General features: G+C 40.2%; 22 protein-coding genes and 1 other RNA gene. 10 read left to right on the top strand and 13 right to left on the bottom strand.

The window, feature by feature from the left end; all coding sequences use genetic code 11:
* The first annotated feature begins 55 nt into the window (after positions 1-55).
* Both PE36_RS08755 and PE36_RS08760 read left to right on the top strand, forming a co-directional pair.
* The gene (locus PE36_RS08755; RefSeq protein WP_006031640.1) at positions 56-1,354 is read left to right on the top strand and encodes a peptidoglycan DD-metalloendopeptidase family protein; all 1,299 of its coding nucleotides are present in this window, start codon (positions 56-58) and stop codon (positions 1,352-1,354) included.
* A 29-nt stretch (positions 1,355-1,383) separates the two neighbouring features.
* Complete coding sequence (locus PE36_RS08760) at positions 1,384-2,562, top strand: anhydro-N-acetylmuramic acid kinase (RefSeq protein WP_006031641.1); 1,179 nt, start codon at positions 1,384-1,386, stop codon at positions 2,560-2,562.
* A 171-nt stretch (positions 2,563-2,733) separates the two neighbouring features.
* Here PE36_RS08760 and grpE read toward each other — a convergent pair whose 3' ends face one another.
* Positions 2,734-3,384 carry a nucleotide exchange factor GrpE gene (grpE, locus tag PE36_RS08765; RefSeq protein WP_006031642.1) on the bottom strand — a complete coding sequence of 217 codons (651 nt, stop codon included), beginning with the start codon at positions 3,382-3,384 and terminating at the stop codon, positions 2,734-2,736.
* A 258-nt stretch (positions 3,385-3,642) separates the two neighbouring features.
* On the opposite strand from grpE, the gene nadK reads away from it, so the two are divergent.
* The 3 genes from nadK (at position 3,643) to PE36_RS08780 (ending at position 6,882) form a co-directional block, all read left to right on the top strand.
* Positions 3,643-4,524, top strand: a complete 882-nt coding sequence (gene nadK, locus PE36_RS08770; protein WP_006031643.1) for an NAD(+) kinase — start codon at positions 3,643-3,645, stop codon at positions 4,522-4,524.
* Between the two features lie 185 nt (positions 4,525-4,709).
* A complete protein-coding gene (gene recN / locus PE36_RS08775; RefSeq protein WP_006031644.1) occupies positions 4,710-6,371 on the top strand; it encodes a DNA repair protein RecN in 1,662 nt (553 codons plus the stop codon).
* A gap of 154 nt (positions 6,372-6,525) precedes the next feature.
* Entirely contained in the window at positions 6,526-6,882 is a 357-nt protein-coding gene (locus PE36_RS08780) for an outer membrane protein assembly factor BamE (protein WP_043994370.1), read from the top strand.
* Between the two features lie 90 nt (positions 6,883-6,972).
* Here PE36_RS08780 and PE36_RS08785 read toward each other — a convergent pair whose 3' ends face one another.
* A complete protein-coding gene (locus PE36_RS08785; RefSeq protein WP_006031646.1) occupies positions 6,973-7,302 on the bottom strand; it encodes an RnfH family protein in 330 nt (109 codons plus the stop codon).
* Positions 7,283-7,726, bottom strand: coding sequence for an SRPBCC family protein (locus PE36_RS08790; RefSeq protein WP_006031647.1), 444 nt, complete (start codon positions 7,724-7,726; stop codon positions 7,283-7,285). Before PE36_RS08790 ends, PE36_RS08785 begins: the two co-directional genes overlap by 20 nt.
* A gap of 221 nt (positions 7,727-7,947) precedes the next feature.
* Between PE36_RS08790 and smpB the strand changes: the two genes are divergently transcribed.
* The 4 genes from smpB to PE36_RS08805 all read left to right on the top strand — a co-directional run bounded on the left by smpB (position 7,948) and on the right by PE36_RS08805 (position 9,521).
* On the top strand, positions 7,948-8,427 hold the full coding sequence (smpB, locus tag PE36_RS08795) for an SsrA-binding protein SmpB (RefSeq protein WP_006031648.1): 480 nt from the start codon (positions 7,948-7,950) through the stop codon (positions 8,425-8,427).
* A 41-nt stretch (positions 8,428-8,468) separates the two neighbouring features.
* Positions 8,469-8,827, top strand: a transfer-messenger RNA (tmRNA) gene (ssrA, locus tag PE36_RS23980).
* A 135-nt stretch (positions 8,828-8,962) separates the two neighbouring features.
* Positions 8,963-9,157 carry a hypothetical protein gene (locus tag PE36_RS08800; protein WP_006031649.1) on the top strand — a complete coding sequence of 65 codons (195 nt, stop codon included), beginning with the start codon at positions 8,963-8,965 and terminating at the stop codon, positions 9,155-9,157.
* 55 nt (positions 9,158-9,212) lie between these two features.
* Positions 9,213-9,521 carry a hypothetical protein gene (locus PE36_RS08805; RefSeq protein WP_006031650.1) on the top strand — a complete coding sequence of 103 codons (309 nt, stop codon included), beginning with the start codon at positions 9,213-9,215 and terminating at the stop codon, positions 9,519-9,521.
* Between the two features lie 940 nt (positions 9,522-10,461).
* Here PE36_RS08805 and PE36_RS08810 read toward each other — a convergent pair.
* The 8 genes from PE36_RS08810 to rbsD form a co-directional block, all read right to left on the bottom strand.
* The gene (locus PE36_RS08810) at positions 10,462-11,409 is read right to left on the bottom strand and encodes a porin (RefSeq protein ID WP_043994372.1); all 948 of its coding nucleotides are present in this window, start codon (positions 11,407-11,409) and stop codon (positions 10,462-10,464) included.
* A gap of 156 nt (positions 11,410-11,565) precedes the next feature.
* A complete protein-coding gene (locus PE36_RS08815; protein WP_006031653.1) occupies positions 11,566-11,868 on the bottom strand; it encodes a hypothetical protein in 303 nt (100 codons plus the stop codon).
* A 736-nt stretch (positions 11,869-12,604) separates the two neighbouring features.
* The gene (locus tag PE36_RS08825; RefSeq protein WP_006031655.1) at positions 12,605-13,609 is read right to left on the bottom strand and encodes a substrate-binding domain-containing protein; all 1,005 of its coding nucleotides are present in this window, start codon (positions 13,607-13,609) and stop codon (positions 12,605-12,607) included.
* A gap of 81 nt (positions 13,610-13,690) precedes the next feature.
* Positions 13,691-14,611 (bottom strand): ribokinase, encoded by a 921-nt coding sequence (gene rbsK, locus PE36_RS08830; RefSeq protein ID WP_006031656.1) that lies wholly within the window; start codon positions 14,609-14,611, stop codon positions 13,691-13,693.
* Positions 14,612-14,772: 161 nt separating this feature from the next.
* A complete protein-coding gene (rbsB, locus tag PE36_RS08835) occupies positions 14,773-15,654 on the bottom strand; it encodes a ribose ABC transporter substrate-binding protein RbsB (RefSeq protein ID WP_006031657.1) in 882 nt (293 codons plus the stop codon).
* Between the two features lie 122 nt (positions 15,655-15,776).
* The gene (gene rbsC / locus PE36_RS08840; protein WP_085983533.1) at positions 15,777-16,736 is read right to left on the bottom strand and encodes a ribose ABC transporter permease; all 960 of its coding nucleotides are present in this window, start codon (positions 16,734-16,736) and stop codon (positions 15,777-15,779) included.
* A gap of 65 nt (positions 16,737-16,801) precedes the next feature.
* Positions 16,802-18,307, bottom strand: a complete 1,506-nt coding sequence (rbsA, locus tag PE36_RS08845; RefSeq protein ID WP_006031659.1) for a ribose ABC transporter ATP-binding protein RbsA — start codon at positions 18,305-18,307, stop codon at positions 16,802-16,804.
* A gap of 82 nt (positions 18,308-18,389) precedes the next feature.
* Complete coding sequence (gene rbsD / locus PE36_RS08850) at positions 18,390-18,809, bottom strand: D-ribose pyranase (protein WP_006031660.1); 420 nt, start codon at positions 18,807-18,809, stop codon at positions 18,390-18,392.
* A 496-nt stretch (positions 18,810-19,305) separates the two neighbouring features.
* On the opposite strand from rbsD, the gene PE36_RS08855 reads away from it, so the two are divergent.
* Positions 19,306-19,770: a DUF1097 domain-containing protein gene (locus PE36_RS08855; RefSeq protein ID WP_006031661.1), complete on the top strand. Its 465-nt coding sequence runs from the start codon at positions 19,306-19,308 to the stop codon at positions 19,768-19,770.
* Positions 19,771-20,032: 262 nt separating this feature from the next.
* On the opposite strand, the gene PE36_RS08860 is transcribed toward PE36_RS08855, so the two are convergent.
* Both PE36_RS08860 and PE36_RS08865 read right to left on the bottom strand, forming a co-directional pair.
* On the bottom strand, positions 20,033-20,899 hold the full coding sequence (locus PE36_RS08860; RefSeq protein WP_006031662.1) for an outer membrane protein OmpK: 867 nt from the start codon (positions 20,897-20,899) through the stop codon (positions 20,033-20,035).
* Positions 20,900-21,214: 315 nt separating this feature from the next.
* Positions 21,215-22,054, bottom strand: coding sequence for an outer membrane protein OmpK (locus tag PE36_RS08865; protein WP_043994373.1), 840 nt, complete (start codon positions 22,052-22,054; stop codon positions 21,215-21,217).
* Positions 22,055-22,849: the final 795 nt, after the last annotated feature.

The following is a 22,849-nucleotide window of genomic DNA, read 5'->3' on the forward strand; positions in this document are numbered from 1 at the left end:
AGTATTTGTTAGAATATGTGACTTATTTTAAATTTCCACAAGGCAGTGCTTTCTTATGTCATTCGGTAACCGTTTTAAGCAATTACCAAAGCAACACCGAACCTTCATTCTCGTTATTTTCGGTTTGATCATTACACTGCTGTTCCTGCCTGTATCCACCAGCGCACCACAATCTTCTGATGCTGGATCGTTCTACATTTATCAGATAGGCGATCGTTACAGTTTAAAATTACCGACGATAACCACAAGTGCAAATAAACCAGTTAAAACCCGACTCAACAGTAAAGAGATAATTGTTAAATCTGGCGATAACTTGTCATTAATCGGCAAACGCGGGCATTTATCAGCGAAAACCATTTATGAAATAGACCGACTAGCATCTGCCAAACGCTTACGCAACATTTATCCTGGACAAAAACTGACCATCACCACGAATGATGCAGGCCAATTTATGGGGCTTATCTATCCTTATAGCGCGACAGAGTCGTTGTATATCAATAAAACCAGCGATGGTTACGTTGCCAATACTGTAAAAAGTAAAATCGAAATACGCGAGCAATTTGCCCGTGCAGATATCACCAGTAATTTCTGGAATGCAGGTGTAAAAGCAAACATGCCAGCAAAACAAATTATGAACTTAGCTACCATATTTGGTTGGGATATTGATTTCGCCTTGGATATTCGCGCTGGCGATAGTTTTGCCGTCATTTATGAAGAACAATTTATTGATGGTGACTTTGTCTCTACCGGTAATATTTTAGCCGCCGAATTTATTAACCAAGGCGATAAGTTCCAAGCTGTGCGTAATAACGATGGCAGTTATTATACGCCGTCAGGACGCTCGATGCGTAAAGCCTTCTTACGGGCGCCAGTCAACTTTAAATATATCAGCTCTAGCTTTAATCGTAAGCGTCGCCATCCAGTGACAGGTAAAGTACGTGCCCATAATGGGATTGATTATGCGGCAAGAACCGGCACGCCGATTGTATCTGCGGGTGACGGCAAAGTGATTGCATCTGCTTATAATCGTTTTAACGGTAACTACGTCTTCATTAAACATAATACTAATATCGTCACTAAATACCTGCATATGAATAAGCGCACTGTAAAACAAGGCCAGCGCGTGAAACAGAACCAGAAAATTGGCACGGTTGGTGCTACAGGGCGGGTGACAGGTGCCCATTTACATTATGAATTCTTAGTGAATGGTAAACACAAAAATCCTAAAACGGTATCACTGCCAAAAGCCGATTCATTACGTGGTAATGAGAAAACCAAGTTTGTCGCTAAGGCAAAAGGCATCATAAAACAGTTAGAAAGCAACGCTAAATTATATGGTTCAATCGCACTATAAAGATACATCACTGAGCTTAAGGAGCTACAATGCGCGACAAACGTGAGTTATATATCGGCCTGATGTCTGGCACCAGCATTGACGGTATTGATGCGGCGTTAGTTGAGTTTAAGGACGGCAAGTGTCAGCTGATTGCCCAGCATTTACAGCCGATGCCTGCGACACTGACGGCACAGCTACATCAACTATGTCGTCCTAGTGATAATGAGATATCGGCGCTTGCGATCATAGAACAACCACTTGCTCAAGCCTTCGCACTGGCCTGTCAGCAATTACTGGCTAAAACGCCTTATACTGCCAGTGATGTTACCGCCATTGGTTCACACGGCCAAACCATACGCCATCACCCTGAGCATGGCTTTACCTTGCAAATCGGTGATGCCAATATCCTCGCTGCCTTAACCAATATTGATACAGTGGCTGATTTTAGACGTAAAGACATGGCACTTGGTGGTCAGGGAGCACCTTTGGTCCCCGCATTTCATCAAGCGGTATTTCAGCATCAGACCATCAACCGCGCTATTGTTAACATTGGCGGCTTGGCTAACATTACTTACTTACCCAGTCTGCAACAGACTAAGCCCATTATTGGTTATGATACCGGCCCAGGTAATACCTTATTAGATGCTTGGTTTAGCGCGAAGAATAACAATGACAGTCACTATGATGTGGATGGTCAATGGGCGAATTCAGGGGTTATTATTGAACCTTTACTCACGTCGCTATTGCAGCATGAATACTTTGCGTTGAATCCGCCGAAAAGCACAGGTAGAGAATTATTTAACTTAGCTTGGCTCGGCCAGTATCTAGCAATCGGCGCACGAGAATATACTGATGCGGACATACAACGCACCCTGACCCGTTTTACCGCCGTATCAATAACCAATGAAGTGACTAAATTGCTCCAAAGTGGTCGCGTTAATAAAAGTGGTGACATGAATAACAGTGGCGACGTGAATATAAACACTGAAGTGTATATTTGTGGTGGCGGCGCTGCCAATCCATTATTAATGGCGGATTTGGCGCAGCTGTTACCCAACAGCCCGGTAATGACAACCGCCGAGATTGGCATTGATCCTGATTGGGTTGAAGCAATTGCGTTTGCGTGGTTAGCAAAACAGCATATGCATAAGCAGCCTGGTAACTTACCTGCGGTGACCGGCGCCAGTCGCTTAGCCATTTTAGGTGCATTCTATCCGGCAGGTTAATATTATATTTAATGTAATGAGTATTAATGTAAATAGCCTGACGACTATTCAATACAAAAAAAAGATAAAAAAATAGAGCCCGATGGCTCTATTTTCATATGCAGATGTTGCTATACCAATGACATTAAATAATTGATCATCAATTTCTTGTCATTGGTACTACATTAGCAATTAAGCTTGCGTATCAATTGTTGGTGTTGTTGCAGCTTTTGAGATCATCACCATAGCTGGACGAATTAGACGACCATTTAGTTCATAACCTTTTTGCATCACAGAAATCACTGTATTTGGTTCAACGTCAGTACTTTCAATCATGCTCATTGCCTGATGTAACTCTGGGTTGAATTTTTCACCTTCAGGGTTAACAGATTTAACCCCAAACTTTTCTAATGCAGCTTCCAGTGATTTAGCCGTTAGCTCAATACCTTCGATCAGCGGTAGCAATGTTTCATTCGATTTATCAACATGTAGTAGACCACGTTCCATGTTATCAATAACAGGCAGCAGTTCATTAGCAAATTTTTCTAACGCGAATTTTTTTGCTTTATCCACATCAATCGCAGCACGGCGACGAATATTATCAGCGTCAGCTTTAGCACGTAATGCAACATCTTTAAATTCCGCTGCTGATGCCGTTGCTTTTTCAAGTTCAGCTTCTAATGCAGCGATACGTGCAACAGACTCATCAACTTCCACAGTCGCTTCTTCAACTGTCACTTCTTCAGCTGTAACACCTTCAACGACAGGCTGTACTTCAGCTTCTGTTACTGACTGCGCTTCAACTTGCTTTTCAGCCTGTACTTTTTGCTCTTCGCTGCTCATTACTTTCTCCGACATTCAATTCAGCATACTTTAATACAAGTACACTATATTACAATTAATGGGTTATACCGAAATATAATGGGGATCCTAACACGAGATTCAAGTCAAATTCATCTCTTGTTATTCTCTAACGCAAAATAGTGCCAAAAATAGAAGTTAAATGACTTACTAAGCGCCATATATATCGCGTTTATACTTTGAATCTTGAACTCGCTTGAGTATATACTAAACCTATACTTACTTAGTGGAATCAAGGCAATGAAGAGAGAGTTCAAAACTATCGGGTTAATCGGAAAGCCCAAGCATCCAGAAACAACCAAAACCCTTATTGCCCTACACAATTTTTTGACCAAACATCAATACAACGTGATAGTTGATAGTCGCGTATCTCAAGATCTTGGCATGGAAGGTGTCATATCTCGTCCACTGATGAATTTAGGTGAAGAAGCTGATCTGGCAGTGGTTGTCGGGGGCGACGGTAATATGCTGGGCGCTGGTCGGGTATTATCACGCTTTGATATCGCGGTAATCGGCGTTAACCGAGGTAATTTAGGCTTTTTAACCGATCTCGACCCCGAAGCTTTTGATGAACACTTATTAGGCGTACTCAAGGGCGAATACATTTCGGAAAAACGTATTTTATTAAATACCTCGATTTACCGCTACGGCATGTTAAAAGCCACCAACCTAGCATTTAATGAAACCATCTTACACCCGGGTAAGATCCCAGCAATGATTGAGTTTGAAGTGTATATCGATGATAGCTTTATGCTCAGTCAACGTGCCGATGGCCTACTCGTCTCAACGCCAACAGGTTCAACTGCTTACTCATTGTCTGCAGGTGGTCCCATTGTATCGCCAAATTTAGAAGCAATTTCCTTAATGGCGATGTTCCCCCATACACTATCTAGTCGCCCTATCGTAATAAGTGCAAATAGTACAGTGAGATTGGTTGTTTCGCTAAACAATGAAGAAAATATGATGGTCAGTTGTGATGGTCATGTCCACATAGGCGTATTGCCTGGAGATGAAATAATCATCAAACGTGATAAAAACCACCTGCATTTGATCCATCCAAAAAGCTATGATTACTTTAACGTTTTACGTGAAAAGTTAGGCTGGGGCAGTAAATTATTTTAGTCTGAGCGCAGCACTATAAAGGCTTAACTCGCCGTTAAGCCTTATCAACCCTCATCACAATATTCAGCCAATCTAGATCACAAATTAAAAATAAACCACGCAACTAAACGCAAAGTATTTACACTGACCAGCTCGCACATATATACTGTATATAAAACCAGGCTGATAAAATAAACAGGATACGTATGCTAACGCAACTCACTATTCATAATTTTGCTATCGTTAAATTTCTAGAACTTGAACTGAAATCGGGAATGACCACAGTCACGGGTGAAACAGGTGCCGGTAAATCCATTGCTATCGATGCATTGGGTCTTGCTTTAGGCTCTCGTGCTGATGCCAGTACCGTTCGTCCCGGTGAAAAGAAAGCAGAAATAAGCGCGATCTTTACCGTCGAAGCAAGTTCTCTCGCTTATAAATGGTTAGTCGAGCACGAATTAAATAATGAAGATGAATGTATCCTGCGACGTGTTATCACCGCAGAAGGTCGCTCTAAAGGTTATATCAATGGTATACCAGTGCCATTACAGCAGCTTAAATCCCTGTCGCAATTTTTGGTACAAGTACACGGCCAGCACGCACACCAAGCCTTGCTAAAGCCTGAAATACAATTAGCGATCCTGGATGGCTATGCCAGTCATCAAAAATTACAAACCAACGTACGTGATAGTTACCGCACTTGGCACAATTTATCTAATGAAGAAAAAAAACTACTACAAAATCAACAACAACGTGCGGCGAGACAGCAGTTATTACAATATCAAGTATCCGAACTTGACGAATTTGCCCTTGCTGACGGTGAGTACAGTCAGATAGAAGCAGAACACAAGCTGTTAGCAAACAGCACAGAGTTAGTACAAGAATGTATGAGCTGTGTCGATACCCTGTATGAAAACGAAGACAATGCTATCTGCAACATGTTGCAAGTCGTTACCCATCGTTTAGAAAATTTGCTCGACATGGATCCGAAATTAAAATCGATCACCGACACTTTACAAGATGCTGTGGTACTGGTTGAAGAAGCCGGTAACGAGCTACGCAGCTATACCGATAACCTTGACCGTGATCCGCAACAATTTGAATACTTAGATGAGCGTTTAGGTAAAGCCCTCGAACTCGCCCGTAAGCATCAAGTACCAGCAGACCATTTAGCAACACATCATCACATGTTAAAAGCAGAACTCGGCAATATCGCCGGTGATGATGAACGTATCGACAGCATTAAAATTGAATTACAAGCATCACAAGCCAAGTATCATCAACAAGCAGAAAAGCTATCGCTTAGCCGCCAAAAATACGCCAAACAGTTAAACAAACTGATCACCGCCAGTATGCATGAACTGAGCATGGAGAACGGTTGTTTTAAGATGGTCCTTGAAAGCAGTGAACATAAAACCCCTAACCCACAAGGTTTAGACAATATTGACTTCTTGGTATCAACCAACCCAGGACAGCCCTTACAAGCACTGGGTAAAGTCGCATCGGGTGGTGAACTATCACGTATCAGCTTAGCAATCCAAGTGATCACCGCACAAAAGATCTCAACCCCGACGTTAATTTTTGATGAAGTGGATGTGGGTATCTCGGGGAAAACAGCATCTATTGTCGGCAAGCTATTACGCCAATTAGGCGATAAAACCCAAGTCATGTGTGTCACCCATTTACCGCAAGTGGCATCAAAAGGACATCAGCAAATGTTTGTGAGTAAAACCACCGACGGCAAAACCACCGAAACCAGCATGAAAGCCTTAACGAAGGAAATGCGTATTGCAGAGTTAGCACGGTTACTCGGTGGCGATAAGATCACAGCATCAACCCTAAATAACGCTGCCGAAATGTTAGTTTAACCTCTCACAATCGCCATAACGCAGGGAACTAAAGCCTGCTTTTACCTTCTAATCAGCGTATCGTTAAGTAAGTCGGCGAAATACACCGATTTACTTCGCTCGCCAGCCGAGTTATTATTTACCTTTCTATATGGACTTAATTAGCAAAATACTTATGCGCTTAAAACACTTACTTATTGCAGGCTTGGCTATCTTTAGTTTATCAGGCTGCTCAATTCTAGAAAAAATGGTTTATAAAATTGATATCCCACAAGGTAACTATGTTGAAGATCGCCAAGTAGACAAATTACGTGTGGATATGACTAAAGAACAAGTAACGTTTGTACTTGGCAGCCCAATGTTAGTTGATTCGTTCGACCATGATATGTGGAATTATTTGTATCATTTCAAGACGGGCCGAGGCGAAGTAACAACGAAACAGCTGGTATTAACGTTTGCAGGTGATAACTTGAAAACTGTGGTTGGTGATTACCCACTAAATCCGAACTTTGCAACGCCGCTAGAAAGATAAAGCAAGATCGAGAGATCAATCTAATCGACAATGTTAGATAATAAAAATCACAACCTGCACTAGATTGTGATTTTTATTATGCCTATAGCATTACTTTATTTTTTGACCTGTCTTTTCATGCAGTCGCCCTTCTTCTTTGGCTTTCAGCGCTCGGCGTTTACGCATCTCTTTTGGATCGGCAATTAACGGTCGGTATATTTCAACCCGTTCACCGGCTTGCAGCACAGTATCAAGTTTGATTAAACGGCTGTAGATGCCTAATTTGTTCTTATTCAGTTCTATTTCCGGGTATTTAGCTAATATCCCCGATGCTTCAATCGCTTGCTGCGCAGTTGCACCTTGTTCTACACTTACCGTGAAGGTAATTTGTTCTTTCGGTAAGGCATAAATCACTTCAACATTAATTTTGGTCGACACCATAAACCTCTTTCGCACGCTCGGTAAAAGATTGCACCATGTTATTCACTAAGTCAGTGAAAATACGCCCAAACGCAACTTCCACTAATTTACTGCTAAATACAAAATCTAAATCCAAGGTTACTTTACATGCGGTTTCATCTAACGCTTTAAACGTCCAACCACCCGTCAATTTTTTAAACGGCCCATCAACTAGGTCCATTTTGACTTCTTGCCCGGGTATCAAGGTATTCTTGGTGGTGAATGTTTTGCTGATACCAGCTTTAGCAACAACAACAGCCGCTGTCATTTGATTATCATGTTCATCTAAAATGCGTGTACCAGTACAACCGGGTAAAAAATCTGGGTATGCATTAACATCGTTGACTAAATTAAACATTTGGTCAGCGCTATACATTAACAGTGCGCTGCGCGTTATCCGTGGCATACAAGTCCCTATATTGAAAACAACAATCAAAAAATTAAATCGCTTACTAATAGCTCAATATCTTTCCGCCAGTAGTAATAAGTAGGCAATTTTAGCATTTATCTGCATAAAATTCATTTGTTATTCCGCGCAAAGTAAGACTAGTACTAGGATAAAATTCGATTTTGTTATAAGATTTATAACATTAAATTCCGTCAATGATGGGTGCATAAAGATAAATTATGGCTAAGAAAAAACCAAAAAAAAGCGAAAACACCATCGCGAGAAATAAAACGGCTAGTTTCGAATATAAAATCGAAGATCGCTTAGAAGCAGGATTAGAACTCCAAGGTTGGGAAGTTAAATCATTACGCGCCGGTAAAGTAAACATTACCGAATGTTATGTGTTTATTAAAAACGGTGAAGCATTTATGTCTGGTGCGCAGATCATGCCACTTGATACTGCGTCAACCCATGTTGTTTGTAATCCAACTCGAATTCGTAAGCTGTTATTAAACAAGCGTGAATTAGAAGTGCTTGCAAGTAAAGTTGAACGCCAAGGTTATACGATTGTGGCAACATCTATGTACTGGAAACAGGCATGGGTTAAAGTCAACATTGGTCTTGCCAAAGGTAAAAAAGAGCACGATAAACGTTCAGATGTGAAAGATCGTGAATGGAAAATAGACAAAGAACGTATGATGAAGCACAAAGTGCGTTAATGTGTTGCAATTCTACACTAATGGCGTAGAATTTTAGTTCTGGGGTCGATTTAGGATTCGACGAGATTCACGAAACCCTAGGTGCATGTCGAGGGGCGGTTGGCCTCGTAAAAAGCCGCACTGTTATAGTTGCAAACGACTCTAACTACTCTCTAGCAGCTTAGGCTAGCTAGCCATCATTTAGAACCCTGCCTGAGGGTCTCTAATATTGTATGGTCATTAAATATCAGGATCGTGTGGACTCTTCGCTCGTAGAGAAAGCACTAAACACAATCGAGCACGCTTTTGTTCGGCCTGTCACTCGGCTTAATAAAAAGTTAAATTAATAGAGATGACTAAACATGTAGTACCGCGGATGTAGGTTTTTCGGACGGGGGTTCAACTCCCCCCGACTCCACCAATCTGTACTTAGAACGGCATTCTTCCTAAATGTCGCAGCCCATTGAATAGTTTGATTCAATGGGCTTTTCTTTATCCAAAATTCAACAAAAACAGGTAAAAGCTTGTTTTTTAAGCGTAAATCTATGGAGTGGTAATGAATAAAATAGTTTTAATGATAGTTCTTTGTCTGTCACTTCAAGGTTGCCTCACGACCCCGAATGACTCAAAAAGTGATGAACCCTCTATAATTGGTCAAAAAACTGAAGAAAAAAAACCAGACAAGAATGGTCTGCTTGCCATTACACAATTCATGGCTGTAATGACGCTGCTAAAAACCCAAACAGAGTAAGTCATTGCGAATACAACAAGTCTTTAATAAATAATAATACCTGTATGGGGTGAGCATGAGATATATACCATTAATCATATTTATCTGTCTGTTGAATCAAGGTTGTAGCACCAATTACAACCTGCCAATCAACCAACCGACAAGCACTATTCAAGCTTTAGCACCCGCAGCGATTGAAGATGCCACAGAAGTTCAACCAATTAGCGTTGATGACTTTGACGAGCCACAAATACATACAAGTGATGTGGTTGACGCAAAGGGCAATAAATTAGAAGAACCAAAAACAGAAGAACTAAGTGGTGAACTGAAAAACATGTCGGACGCCATCGACTTTATGCCGAAGCCGCGTTCTTATTGGATGTAGGTTATAACATGAAAAATATGACCATTACGTAAATCACGGCCAATTCGCAGTCACGATCCTTCTGTTTTGGAGGGATTACGTCAATTGAACATCCATTTCAATAGATTTCTAAACTAGTGACTAACGATAATATTTTAGCTGTTTTTTATTTTTTTTAACTCACCACAACAATTACATTTATAAATACTGCTATAAAACAGTTTTTGATACCATGTGCGACTTATTTTAGCCAGTCTCGCGTTTTTACAACATCTCATAATGTTTCCTCTATACCACAGATATCCAATGCACGATGAACGCTCGACTGAGCATCAATACTAAATTCGAACAGCTCATTCTTTATAAAATTATACAAATCGGCTAAAAGAATCATAATATTCAACCACTTAAACCACGCATTATACTTTATAGGTAGGCGTAAATATATAAATATATCAACTAGTGCAACATGAAATTAACCATAACTGATTAACGTTTATAAATAGGACAGATTCGGTCCTGAGCTTAAATGCTAGTAAAAATCGTTATTCGCTAATTTAAACATTTCACAAAGTGGTAGAACGCACAGTATTTGAATTACCCAAAGGGCAAATGAGCAATGTGTTACGCCATACGCTTGCGAGCTATTTTATGATGAATGGCGGGAATATTCTGGTGCTACAGGATGCAGTTAAGTTGAATTCGTTGGCAGTAACCTTCAGCGTACTTATTGGATGTATTACAACAGTACAGATAACAGTGGGATTTACCCTAGTACTTATATTTAACGATCAAAAAAATCCCGCTTACTGCAAATAAGCGGGATTTATATAAAGGATATATTACTTTATTCTACGGTAAAGACTAAGAAACCGACAGAAGTAGCGAACGCGAACTCTTGGTCACGCGCTGCTCAGTAGTAGATCGATTTCAATGAATCATTGCATTGAATGAGTCAGAATTAGAAAGAGTAACGCGCACCGACGATGAATTCATCTGCGTTGCTACTATTATAGTCAGCACCAGCAGTAGTATCGTTGTTAAGTGCAACTTTATAACCAGCATACGCTGCGATGTCACCAATATAACGACCATATTCAAATGCAACAAAGTTAACATCGCCAACGCTTGGCTCATCAGCACTTAAGTAGTTATATGAAACACTTACTGTATTTTCACCAAATCCATAAGATGCGAATGCATCAACGGCATCAAAGTCAGCATCAGCTAAAGTACCTTTTTGTACTAGGCCTGAAACTAAAATACCACCGTTAGTATAACGTGCACCGATCATGTATACATCTGATGATTCAGATGCGCCCACAGCAGTTTCAGTTGCGGCATAACCTGCACTTAATTCAACACTTGGAAGCAATTTATAAGCAACCATCAGGCCGCCGCCATTTTCAGTCTCTTTTAGATTAACTGAAGCATTAAATGTTAAATCGCCTTTTATCACACTATAAAGGATCGTATCTTCTGCTCTGTCACCACTCGCAGTAATGCCTTTGTTTGTCTCGCCGCTATAAACTTCAGCCACATCAGTGAAGTTAGTTAGATATGTAACAGCATTATCTTGAGTACCGTATGTTAATGTACCGTAAGCAGTCTCAACACCAACGTATCCGTAACGAATATTATTTTTAACTGTCGTATCCGATGAAGAGTCTTCTTGTGTTAATTCATACTCGAATTTACCAACAGCTGTTAAAGCATCATTAATTTCATGCTTACCTTGGCCATTTAAACGAACACGCGATTTATCATTAAAATCACTATCAGTAAGCGCAGCCCTTGCTTCAATACGTCCACCAAAAGAAAAATCGTCAGTGTTGATGTTTTCAGCAAGAACAGGCATAGATACGAGTGTAGCCAGTGTAAGAGATAATGCTTTATTTATTTTGTTCATGAACATTTCCATTTTTAGTGAAGCTGATAGCTAAATAATCTAAATCGCAGATTAAACCAAGATTTACGCTATATGTTATTATAAATATTAATAAAATATATAATAACAGTACATTCTCTTTACTCTAATTTACTTTGATTACAGCCAGTGTCTTAATTAATGCTGATAAGCTCGCCCTAACTGCTTTGCAACAATGGCTATTAACTTCCCGCGGCTAAATTTGAACTGCACATCGAATTCACCACCAACAGACGCATGCAAAATATAGTGATTACGTCCAATTCGTTTCGATGATTTCTCTTTATTGATCATTATCATCACCTCTGAATGTTGCATTTCAATACCACTAATCAATAACCCGCCACCACTAAGACGAAAGAAGTCCTCGGCTTTGGCGTAAGATAATGATGAAAAAGACTGTAATGCGATAAACAATAATCCGATATATTTTGATTGCATAAACTAATCCACAAGTTAATTATATTAAATCAATACATTATCATGTAGAAGCACAGGAGATTAATAAGTATTTCATATGAGCAACGTGTCTTGGACTCATTATGAGTAAGTTAACTTGGAAGAATAAATAAGTAGGCTTAATGCATAAAATGCACTTAAAAATAATGAAGGAGATAATGGGATTTGGTCAATTGAACATCCATTTCAATAGACCCTCTAAAATAATCAATAACAATATTTTAGCTATGTTTTATTTTTTTAAACTTGCCGCAGCTATTACATTTATAACTACTGCTATAAAACCATTTTTGAAACCATGTGCGATTTATTTTTATCATCTTTCCCGTTTTACAACATCTCATACATGACCTCATACTATTTAAATGTAGACACCGCCTTTAATGCGGTAATGACATCAATATACCAAATAGCATTGAACACATTTTTTCGTAAGCTTACGTGAGATATGTCGCAATGTTACATTTCGTTGCAAATTGATGATGCATCTTACCGTCTGCAAATGTGGAGCAATATATCGAATTTTAAAAATAATTCTTAAACGATATATTTTTTTAAATTAAGTGATGAATAGTTGTATTTTAAAGCACAATAAACCGAGGTGTCATTAAATACAGTGGTTTTGACTAGGGTGTGAAAAAGTTAACCAGAACTGATTAACTTTTATAATGAGGAGTGGACGATATTAAATGCTACGATAAAAAATAGTCGCTATCTACTAATTCAATGCTTTCACGCTATCGCGCTCCACTAAGGTCGGCTCTAATTCGATGATCTGGTTGCTTTCAGTCTTCGAGTTAATTTGTTCAAGTAACATGTCTACCGCCTTTTTGCCTAAACGGTGCTTAGGCTGGTGAATAGTGGTTAATGACGGGGTAATATATTTTGCCAATTTAATGTCATCATAACCGATAATAGACAGGTCTTCTGGTACTGAGATACCCTTTTTACTGGCGCTGTTGATCACGCTCATTGCCATCATGTCGTTACAGACAAATAAGGCGGATGGCAATGGGCCGTTAGCAACCATTTCAGCAAAGGCTTTTTCGCCACCTTCGCATTCAAAGTTACCCGCGGTCACCCACTTCGGATTAATATCTAAGCCCGCTTCTTCCATTGCTTGGGTAAAACCAGCAAAACGTTGTTGTGCGGTTAGCTTATCTAATGCACCGGTAATACAACCAATCTCGGTATGCCCTTTCGCAATTAAATGCTGTGTTGCCATATAACCACCGCGATGAGAATTATCTTTGATCTTATCACAAGGAAAATTGGTTGGGCCCCAATCCATCACCACTGTTGGTACCGGTTTGTGACGTTCAAATAGATTAAAGCCTTGGCTTTCAACTTCACTGCACATCAACATTAAGCCATCAACACGCTTTTGTAATAAGATATCAAGATTAGCATGCATACGGGCGACATCACCTTCGGTATTACATAGAATAAGGTTATAACCATGTTCATAACAACGACGTTCAACGCCTTTTAATACTTCAGCAAAAAACGGATTGGTTGAGGTTGTTACTAGCATACCAAAGGTTTTGGTACTCTGGACTTTAAGGCTACGTGCTAATGCCGACGGTGCGTAACGTAACTCGTCAACAGCCGCTTTTACGCGCGCAGACACATCGTCACTCACATAACGAGTTTTGTTTAATACATGACTCACCGTTGACGTTGATACACCGGCATGTTTTGCTACGTCTTTAATTGTTGCCATCAGCTAATCTTGTCCATCATCGTTTATTGTGAAAATAAGGCAGTGATTATATAAAGAGCTCTCCACTGCCTGTTGGCCGCGTTAACCTTGTAACGCTAAAAATTCATCCACTTCCGCTTTCGTTGGAATCGATGTTTGTGCACCGACACGTGTTACTGAAATGGCCGCGGCAGCATGGGCAAAACGGATAGCATCATCGAGTACTAATCCTGCTTGTAACCCTGCGAGTAAACCACCATTGAAGGTATCACCTGCAGCTGTCGTATCAACCGCGTCAACACGGAAACCTTTTACTTGCTTACCAGTGCCAGCCTGGCTGATCCATACGCCTTGGCTACCTAACGTGATCATCACCTCACTAATACCTTTAGCATGTAATGCATTAGCCGCTACTTGCGCTGACGCCATGTCAGTCACTTTAATGCCCGTTAATAATTCCGCTTCGGTTTCATTGGGGGTGATCAAATCAACAACAGCTAATAGTTCATCACTTAATGGCTGTGCAGGCGCTGGATTTAATACCACACGCGTACCCGCTTGATTCGCTATTTTAGCCGCTTGCGTAATCGTTGTAATCGGCGTTTCTAATTGCATTAACAGTGTATCAGCTTGTTCAATTAACTTGCTATGTGGTGCAAGGCGTTCAGGCGTTAAGCAGGCATTGGCTTCTGCCGAAATACAAATGCTGTTTTCACCGGTTGCCGCTACTTGGATCATCGCGATACCTGTTGGAGTATCTTGTTCCACCATCACGGCTTGGGTATTGATACCATCAAGATCAAACTCGGTGATCATACTAGCACCAAAACTGTCATCACCCACACAGGCAATAAACGCAATATCAGCACCTAAACGTGCAGCGGCAACGGCTTGATTAGCCCCTTTACCGCCTGGGATCACAGCATAACTATGCCCGAGTAAAGTTTCGCCTGGACGCGGAAAAGAAGCAACTTGTAAAACATGATCAGCGTTAACGCTACCTAACACAACTAATTTATTCATAAAGAAGCCTTAATACTTTGTAACTGGAGAGAATAAAACATGACTTAATGACACACTCTTAATAAAACGACATTGTCCACAGATGCGATTAAGTCATATTTTTCAATATTGAATTGATAGGAGCAAAGGGAATAACGGTTAACGCTATTCCCTTCCGAACATTATGACTTAGTAATAACTTGTAGTGGTACCGCGATGCTTTTCTCTACAGACAGACCTTTAAGTACTTTGTCAGCAGTTTCAACACCAAGTGCACCAATTAGCGCTGGTTGTTGTGCAATTGTAGCGCCTAAGATACCGCGATTAACTGCAGCAATACCGTCTTTAGTACCATCAAAGCCAACGATTAATACGTCTTTACCTGATGCTTGAACGGCACGTAATGCACCTAATGCCATTTCATCATTTTGCGCGAATACAGCTTGTACGTCTGGGTTAGCAGCAAGCATGTTTTCCATTACGTTAAGACCTTTAGTTCGATCAAAATCAGCGGGTTGACTCGCAAGCAGATTCATTTTATTGCTAGCAACAGCCTGCATGAAGCCTTGACCACGTTCACGTGCCGCAGATGTACCCGCAATGCCTTCTAGTTGGATAACTTTTGCATTAGCGCCAATGGTGTCACTAATATATTTGCCTGCCATTTCGCCACCAGCAACGTTATCAGACGCAATGTGGCTCACTACTTTACCGCGGCTCGCACCACGGTCTAATGTGATCACTGGAATATTAGCGCGGTTAGCCATACGGATAGCGTTCGATACAGCATCGGAATCGGTTGGGTTGATTAAGATTGCTTTTACACCACGAACTGTCAAATCTTCAATGTTCGCTAATTCTTTACTTGGATCGTTTTGTGAATCCAGCACAATTAGCTTATAACCTAAGGTTTTTGCTTTCGCTTCTGCACCTTCTTTCATGGTGACAAAGAAAGGGTTGTTTAACGTCGACACCACCATTGCAATCGTATCTTGCGCCATAACGGTTGCACTGAAAGATGCTGAAACGACAGCGGCAGAGATCAAGGTTGCTAATTTTTTCATTACATATACCTTCTTTTACGTTAATTCTGCTGCCTCAGATAGGGTATTGAGGTTCACAGGCTTTTTATTACGACTATTTATCGCTAGTTTTATTGTTGTTATTCTTCTCTTTCTTTATTTCTTTATTTCTTTTTCGTTTCAACTAATACTGCCAGTAAGATCACCACAGCTTTAGCAATCATTTGGAAGTATGAAGATACATCCAATAGATTTAATGCGTTGTTGAGGAAGCCGATAATTAATGCTCCGATCAGCGTGCCCATAATTCGACCTTTACCACCCGCAAGGCTGGTACCGCCGACGACGACTGCTGCAATCGCATCTAACTCATACCCCATACCCGCGGTTGGTTGCGCAGATGAGAGACGAGAGGTCACAATCAGGCCGGCTAGAGCAGCCAGTACACCACAGATTGCATAAACACCAATCTTCACTTTATCGACGTTAATACCCGATAAACGTGTCGCAGCTTCGTTACCACCAAGGGCATAAACATAACGACCAAAACGGGTATGATTAAGTAAGTACCATACCGAAGCAAAAACAATAACCATTAGCCAGACTGGTACTGGCACACCTAATAAATAACCCGTACCGATCCATGAGAAACTATCGGCAACATCCGTAAAACCAGTTGAGATTGGACGACCGTCGGTATATACCATAGTCACACCACGCAATAATGTCATGGTCACCAGCGTCGCAATAAAGGCTTGTACCTTACCTATGGCAATAATCATACCGCTCATTGCACCTAATGCAGCCCCCGCAAATAATGCCACAGGTACGGCTATCATCACTGACACTTCCATTGCGATTAAGGACGCAGCAAAGGCACCACATAGGGCTAATACCGAACCAACACCTAAATCAATACCACCGGTTAAGATCACTAAGGTCATGCCCACTGCAATGATCGCGCTCACCGATGTTTGACGTAATATGTTTAAAATATTGCCCATTGTGAAAAAGTGCGGATTTAAGAAAGACACCACCACAATCAGCAAAATTAAGGCAATTAATGATTTTTGTTCAAACAACCACTCTTTCGTGAAATATTTTCGGGTTAAAGTTTTCGTCATAACATCACCGGTCACATTGTTGTTCGAATGGTTATTGGAATTTTTATTAACTGTCTGGTTCTGGCTCATAGCCCTGCCTCATTGATTTTTTTGCCAACAGCACACGCCATCAGTTTTTCTTGGTTAGCATGTTCAGCCATAAACTCACCGCTGATACGGCCTTCGTGCATCACTAAAATGCGATCACTCATGCCCAGTACTTCTGGCATTTCTGATGACACTAGGATGATACTCATGCCTTCTGCTTTAAATTGATTGATTAACTGGTAGATTTCTTTTTTAGCACCAACATCAACACCGCGGGTGGGCTCATCTAAAATAAGGACTTTAGGGCGGGTCATTAAACCTTTGGCAATCGCCACTTTCTGCTGATTACCACCAGATAAGTTACCAATAATCTGATCGCGACTTGGGGTTTTAATATTAAACTGACGCATAAAATCTTCGACTGCGGTCGCTTCTTTCGCGTGATCTAATTGCACACCTTTAGACAGATAATCTAATGCGCACAAAGACATATTTTCTTTTACCGACAAACCAAGGACTAGCCCATCACCTTTACGATCTTCAGAAATATAGGCAATACCATTGGCCAAGCCGTCGCGTGGGGTTACTGGGCTAACAAGCTTACCGTCTAAGATCACATCACCTGATTCACGAGGTAATGCCCCATAAATAGCTTTCATTAATTCAGTACGGCCAGCGCCCATTAAGCCCGAGATACCTAATATTTCACCATGGTCTAATTTGAAACTGACATCATGCACACCCGGTGCCACAATATTTTCAACTTCCATGCAGGTCGTGCCATGCTTCGCATCAATACGTGGATAAATTTCATCTAAACGACGACCCACCATTTTCTCAATCAGGCCATCTTCATCGATGTCCGTCACCGCAATTTCGGCAATAAATTGGCCATCACGCAGTACGGTAATATCATCGCAGATCTCGAAGATCTCTTTTAAACGGTGCGAGATATAAACGATACCGCAACCATCATTGCGCAGTTCGTTAATCACTTTAAATAATGATTTAGTTTCACTTTCTGTCAATGCATCTGTTGGTTCATCCATCACAATCACTTGTGACTTAAATGACAGCGCTTTGGCAATTTCAACCATTTGCTGTTCACCTAAACTGAGCTCACCCAGTAACTGACGCGAACTGTGCTTTACATTTAAACGCTGTAGCAATACATCAGCATCACGATACATCTCAGCCCATTTAATACCGCCAAACGCATTGGTTTTTTCACGGCCTAAATAGATATTTTCAGCAATCGTTAACTCAGGGATCAAGTTTAGTTCTTGATGAATAATACTAATGCCCATCTCTTGCGAATGACGCGGACCATCAAAACTAACATCACTACCTTGATAGTTAATATTACCTTTGTCCATTTGATAGATACCCGTAAGTACCTTCATCAGCGTCGACTTACCGGCACCATTTTCGCCCAGTAATGCCATTACTTTACCTGGGTATACATTCAAACAAGCATTATCCAGTGCTTTCACACCAGGAAATGATTTTTCGATACCACTGAGTTTTAAAATTGCTTGCGTCATGTCAGTTCCTACTTTATTCCGCATAAATAGCTGCTATTACGTTTCGGTCAATCAATACCGTGTTGGCTTTAAAACAACTGAATTAAAACACCACGCCAGATTGGAAAATCACGTTGGCATAAGGTGTACATTCACCCGTGCGCACAACGGCTTTGCTCTGCTGCGTTCTTTGCTTAAAATCTTCATGGCTAATATAGGTGATTGCAATGGTTTTACTTGTTAGTTGTTCTTCATTGGCGATCACATCAAGTAAGGCGGTATGTAACTCAGGGCTAACCGAAGCAAACTCTTCCGCTAATACGATGCCTTCAATTTGCATCTCGCCAAGAATCGCTTTAACCGTGGCGATGAATGTCGGTACACCCGGAATAAGCGCAAGATCGATACGCTGCGTTGAATCTGGAACCGGTAAACCAGCATCACAAATGGTGATCTCGTTGGTATGGCCAAGTGTTGCAACTAAATAGGATAAGTCTGCGTTGATAAGTGCATTTTTCTTCATGGTTCACGCCTTACAAGGTGAAAATAACTAAATCTGAATCTTCAATATAATTCATGTTAACGCCATCGAAACGTTTGCGCAAACGTTTCGATGGCTTGAATATAGCTAAAAATAAGGATAATTCTAGTACTGAAGTATAAAAATGCGAGTTAGCTCTAAGAACGAGTGAAATTTCTTTCATTTGAAATGGGGAGGTTATTTTTACGAAGAAAAACGCTTATATCAAAAGTAATAGAGCTGGTTAAATGAAGAATAAAATAAAATAGCGTTAAAAAATTGTACGCTCTACTTTGACAATAAATGCTCAAATTTAAAGCACTGGCAGCAGTATTTATAAATCACAGTACAGTACAGTACAGTACAGTACATTATATTCCACTGAGTATTTTATTAGAATGCAGATTTTAATATCGCATTTACGACAGGCTTCATGGTTTTATTCTTACTTATACTGTAATTTAATCACTAAAATTATTAGTATTTATTAGAGTAAAACATGAAAGATCGTTACCAAGTAGCAATTTCCGCAGGTCTACTTGCTGCACTGTGGTGTGGTATAGCCGATACGTTTCATCTGGTTACATGGATAGGTTTTTTAGGTTGCAGCACTTATTTTGCACAGCCAAAATCCGGATTTCAAGGAGTATTAATGACTTGGTTCACGACGCTGTCAGGGGTGTTCTGGGCCTGGTTAGCTATCACCGGCAGTGGTTTTGTCGATACTCCATTACTAGGTTATCTGCTCACAGGCATTGTGACCAGCGCCATGTGCTTGCAAGCCAGCTATGCCAAACTGGCGTTTATCCCCGGTGCCTTCATCGGCTGTTGCATTACCTTTGCCATGGCTGGTGACGTGATACCTATTATACTGCCGCTGCTACTGGGTGCCCTACTAGGTTACGCGATGACACAGCTAACAGCCTGGTTTGTTAGTTTTAAAACCACCCCGCAGCACGCCTGAACGCGACCTTCCAGCAAGCTGCTTGCTCAATCTCCAAAACTATAATGAGAGCTAGATGATCCCTAGCTCTTTAGGTATACCCAAGTTACTTCAAGATGCTATATCAGAGACTAGCAGGGCAATCCGAATGAAGGCATCTTCGGCGTTATGAAGTCTTGATTTAGAATAACTAAATCCTCGACTTCATGCCTTGAATATACTCTTCTTTCGGTTTGCTGATTGTGCATCTTGAAGTAGCTTGGGTATATATCCAAACGCAAACCTAGAACTTATATATCGCAGCAAAATAATGGGAAAAACCGGTAGACTCTAACTCGAGTACACCAGCGCCATCTTTGACAGTATATACATCGTTATAAATCTTCATTCCATAACCAAGCGAGTAACGGTCTGAGTGCCAGTAAATTCCGTTAAACATCACCCCACCATGTGCCGTCGTTGGCACAAATACAGCATCATTGGCATCGGCACCAAACTGATAATCAACATAACCCTGATAAGCAATAAAACTGTTATCATCGAAAGTCACAAACGGTTTAAACCAGTTCATTGAAAACTGATAACCATTCCAGTCTTTGATATTCAGATCATATAAGCCATACAAGTTCATTCCGACCTTACCAAACCAAGGCACCATGACATCACTGCCTAAGCCCCAGAATGAATTATTTACATCACCACTAATTGAATTACCATCGCCATCAACCCCAGTAATGCCACCACCACCCCAATTAAATAACGTCGCGATATAAACTTCTTGCACAGGACCAAAAGACAGATCTTTCCCGGTCATGGCATCCAGTGAAAAACGCGGCGAAAGTTTCATGAATATCTTACTCGCCCCATCGGTTTTATCCGAGTCACTCGAATCTGAATTCGCTAAATTAAATACGTCAACATAACCATACAAATCGACAATGCCAGAGCGACCACCAAATTCCAGTTCTAAATAATCATGATCCAAATTATCTGCAATGCTTGGTTTTTCATTAATTGAATACATAATATTAAACTGCATCCATTTATAGTCATTCTTATGTAGTCCATCGCTATAATCAGCCGCAATTGCCGTACTTGATAAAGTGGCTAACGCAGCACTCGACAGTAATAATTTATAGATAGGATTCATCAATCAACCTCACAACCATTATGTTATGTATAGACGTTATCAATAAATGCAGTACTGCTAAATCTGATTTTATTGAGCTAAATGCAATTAACACATAATTATAGATCAAGTGATGAAAATGGCTCTAGAGGGGTTAAAAACCGATACGACAGAAAGAAGGTTACTGTTATATAACAGTGAAATAGGAAAACATAGAATTGATAATAAGGTGCGATTGAGAAGTTAATGAGAGAGTAGTACGAGGAAAGCTATAACTTGAAGGGAACGTGGAGCCACGCTAAACGTGACTCCACAAATTAGTCTAAGATTAGGTTCTTAGAATTTGTAAGATGCAGCGAAGTAATGTGCAAAGCCTGTAGATTTAAGACCTACGCTACCAGCTCCATCGTCAATAGTGTAAACGTCGTTATATGCTTTAAGGCCATAACCCACAGAGTAACGCTCTGAGTGCCAGTAGATACCATTAAACATAACACCACCACTACTTACTTTAGGTACACCTGCATTACCTTTATCAGTCGCGCCGAATTGGTAATCAATATAACCTTGGTAAGAAATAAAGCTACCATTGTCAAAGTTAACAAAAGGCTTGAACCAGTTCATCGAGAATTGGTAACCGTTCCAGTCTTTAGCATTCATATCGTATAAACCATAAAGATTCACACCTACTTTACCAAACCAAGGCACCATCACATCAGAACCTAGACCAACGAAAGCATTATTAGTTGTATCTGAGCTGCTGATGTCGCCACCACCCCAGTTAAATTGAGTAGCAACATAAACTTCTTGTACAGGACCGAAAGATAGATCTTTACCTGTCATACCATCAAGAGAGAAACGCGGAGCAAACTTCATGTAGATTTTGTCACCGCTATTTTTATCTGAGTTACTAGAGCGTGAGTTTGTAAGATTAAATACATCAACATAACCGTATAGATCAACAACCCCTGAACGGCCGCCAAATTCCATCTCTAAATAATCATGTTTCAGGTTATCTTCACCGCTTGGCTTTTCACCAACAGCATACATTAAGTTGAACTGTGACCATTTGTAATCATTCTTGTGGATATCATCAGAATAATCAGCCGCGAATGCGTTGCAAGAGATAGCAGCAAGCGTTGTTGCAGCTAATGCTGCATTTTTAATGTTTTTCATCATTACTTCCATTGTTATGGTGCACAGCTCTGTATGAGTCAGCGCTCTATTTATATTGTGCGGATTCTAACTAGAATTATTAAAAGTTCAATAAATCTGTCACAAACACAGCAGTAAATATTACAAAATGTGATCACAGGTCGAATTAACTGCATTATGAGCAACCATCAAACGATTTAACTGTACATGAGTGTTTTTAAAGTAAGTCATTGTTGATAAAAGATTTCTTAACATCTCTTTTATCCATTAAAAATCGACATCTAATTAAGCGTTTGATTTAAATGGTTTTCAGTGAACGTTTGATTTTAAAGCAGAACCAGCGGCCTATTCACTAGATGTACAAAAAACAACCAAAACAATAAAAATATATAATAATCAATAATTTACATTAACTTACAAAGTGCATGTCAGAGGTGAAATAAATTCAAGCTAACCTACCGACCAACCAAAACATAAAATTAATTATTCATATTAAAGATAAATAAGCAGTACCCCCAACAATTATAAAAATCATTTACCCCCATCTAAAAAGCGCCAGTTACACGTTTAAACACAAAAAACCAAAACAGCACATTATGCTAATACAAAATCCTTTGAACTCACTCTAAAAACACATAAATAAAGAGCATTGGAAAATGAAATCACACACCTGAATGTTGCGCTTGAGTTAACAGGAAGTTACAAGGGAAGTAGGCAGAAAAGCAGGTTAAACCAAATCTTGTACACAATACATTGTAATAAAAGACTTTAATCACAATAAAATGACACATTTCAATTTAACTTTGTGTACAAAAT

This window comes from Moritella sp. PE36 (assembly GCF_000170855.1).
Lineage (GTDB): Bacteria > Pseudomonadota > Gammaproteobacteria > Enterobacterales > Moritellaceae > Moritella.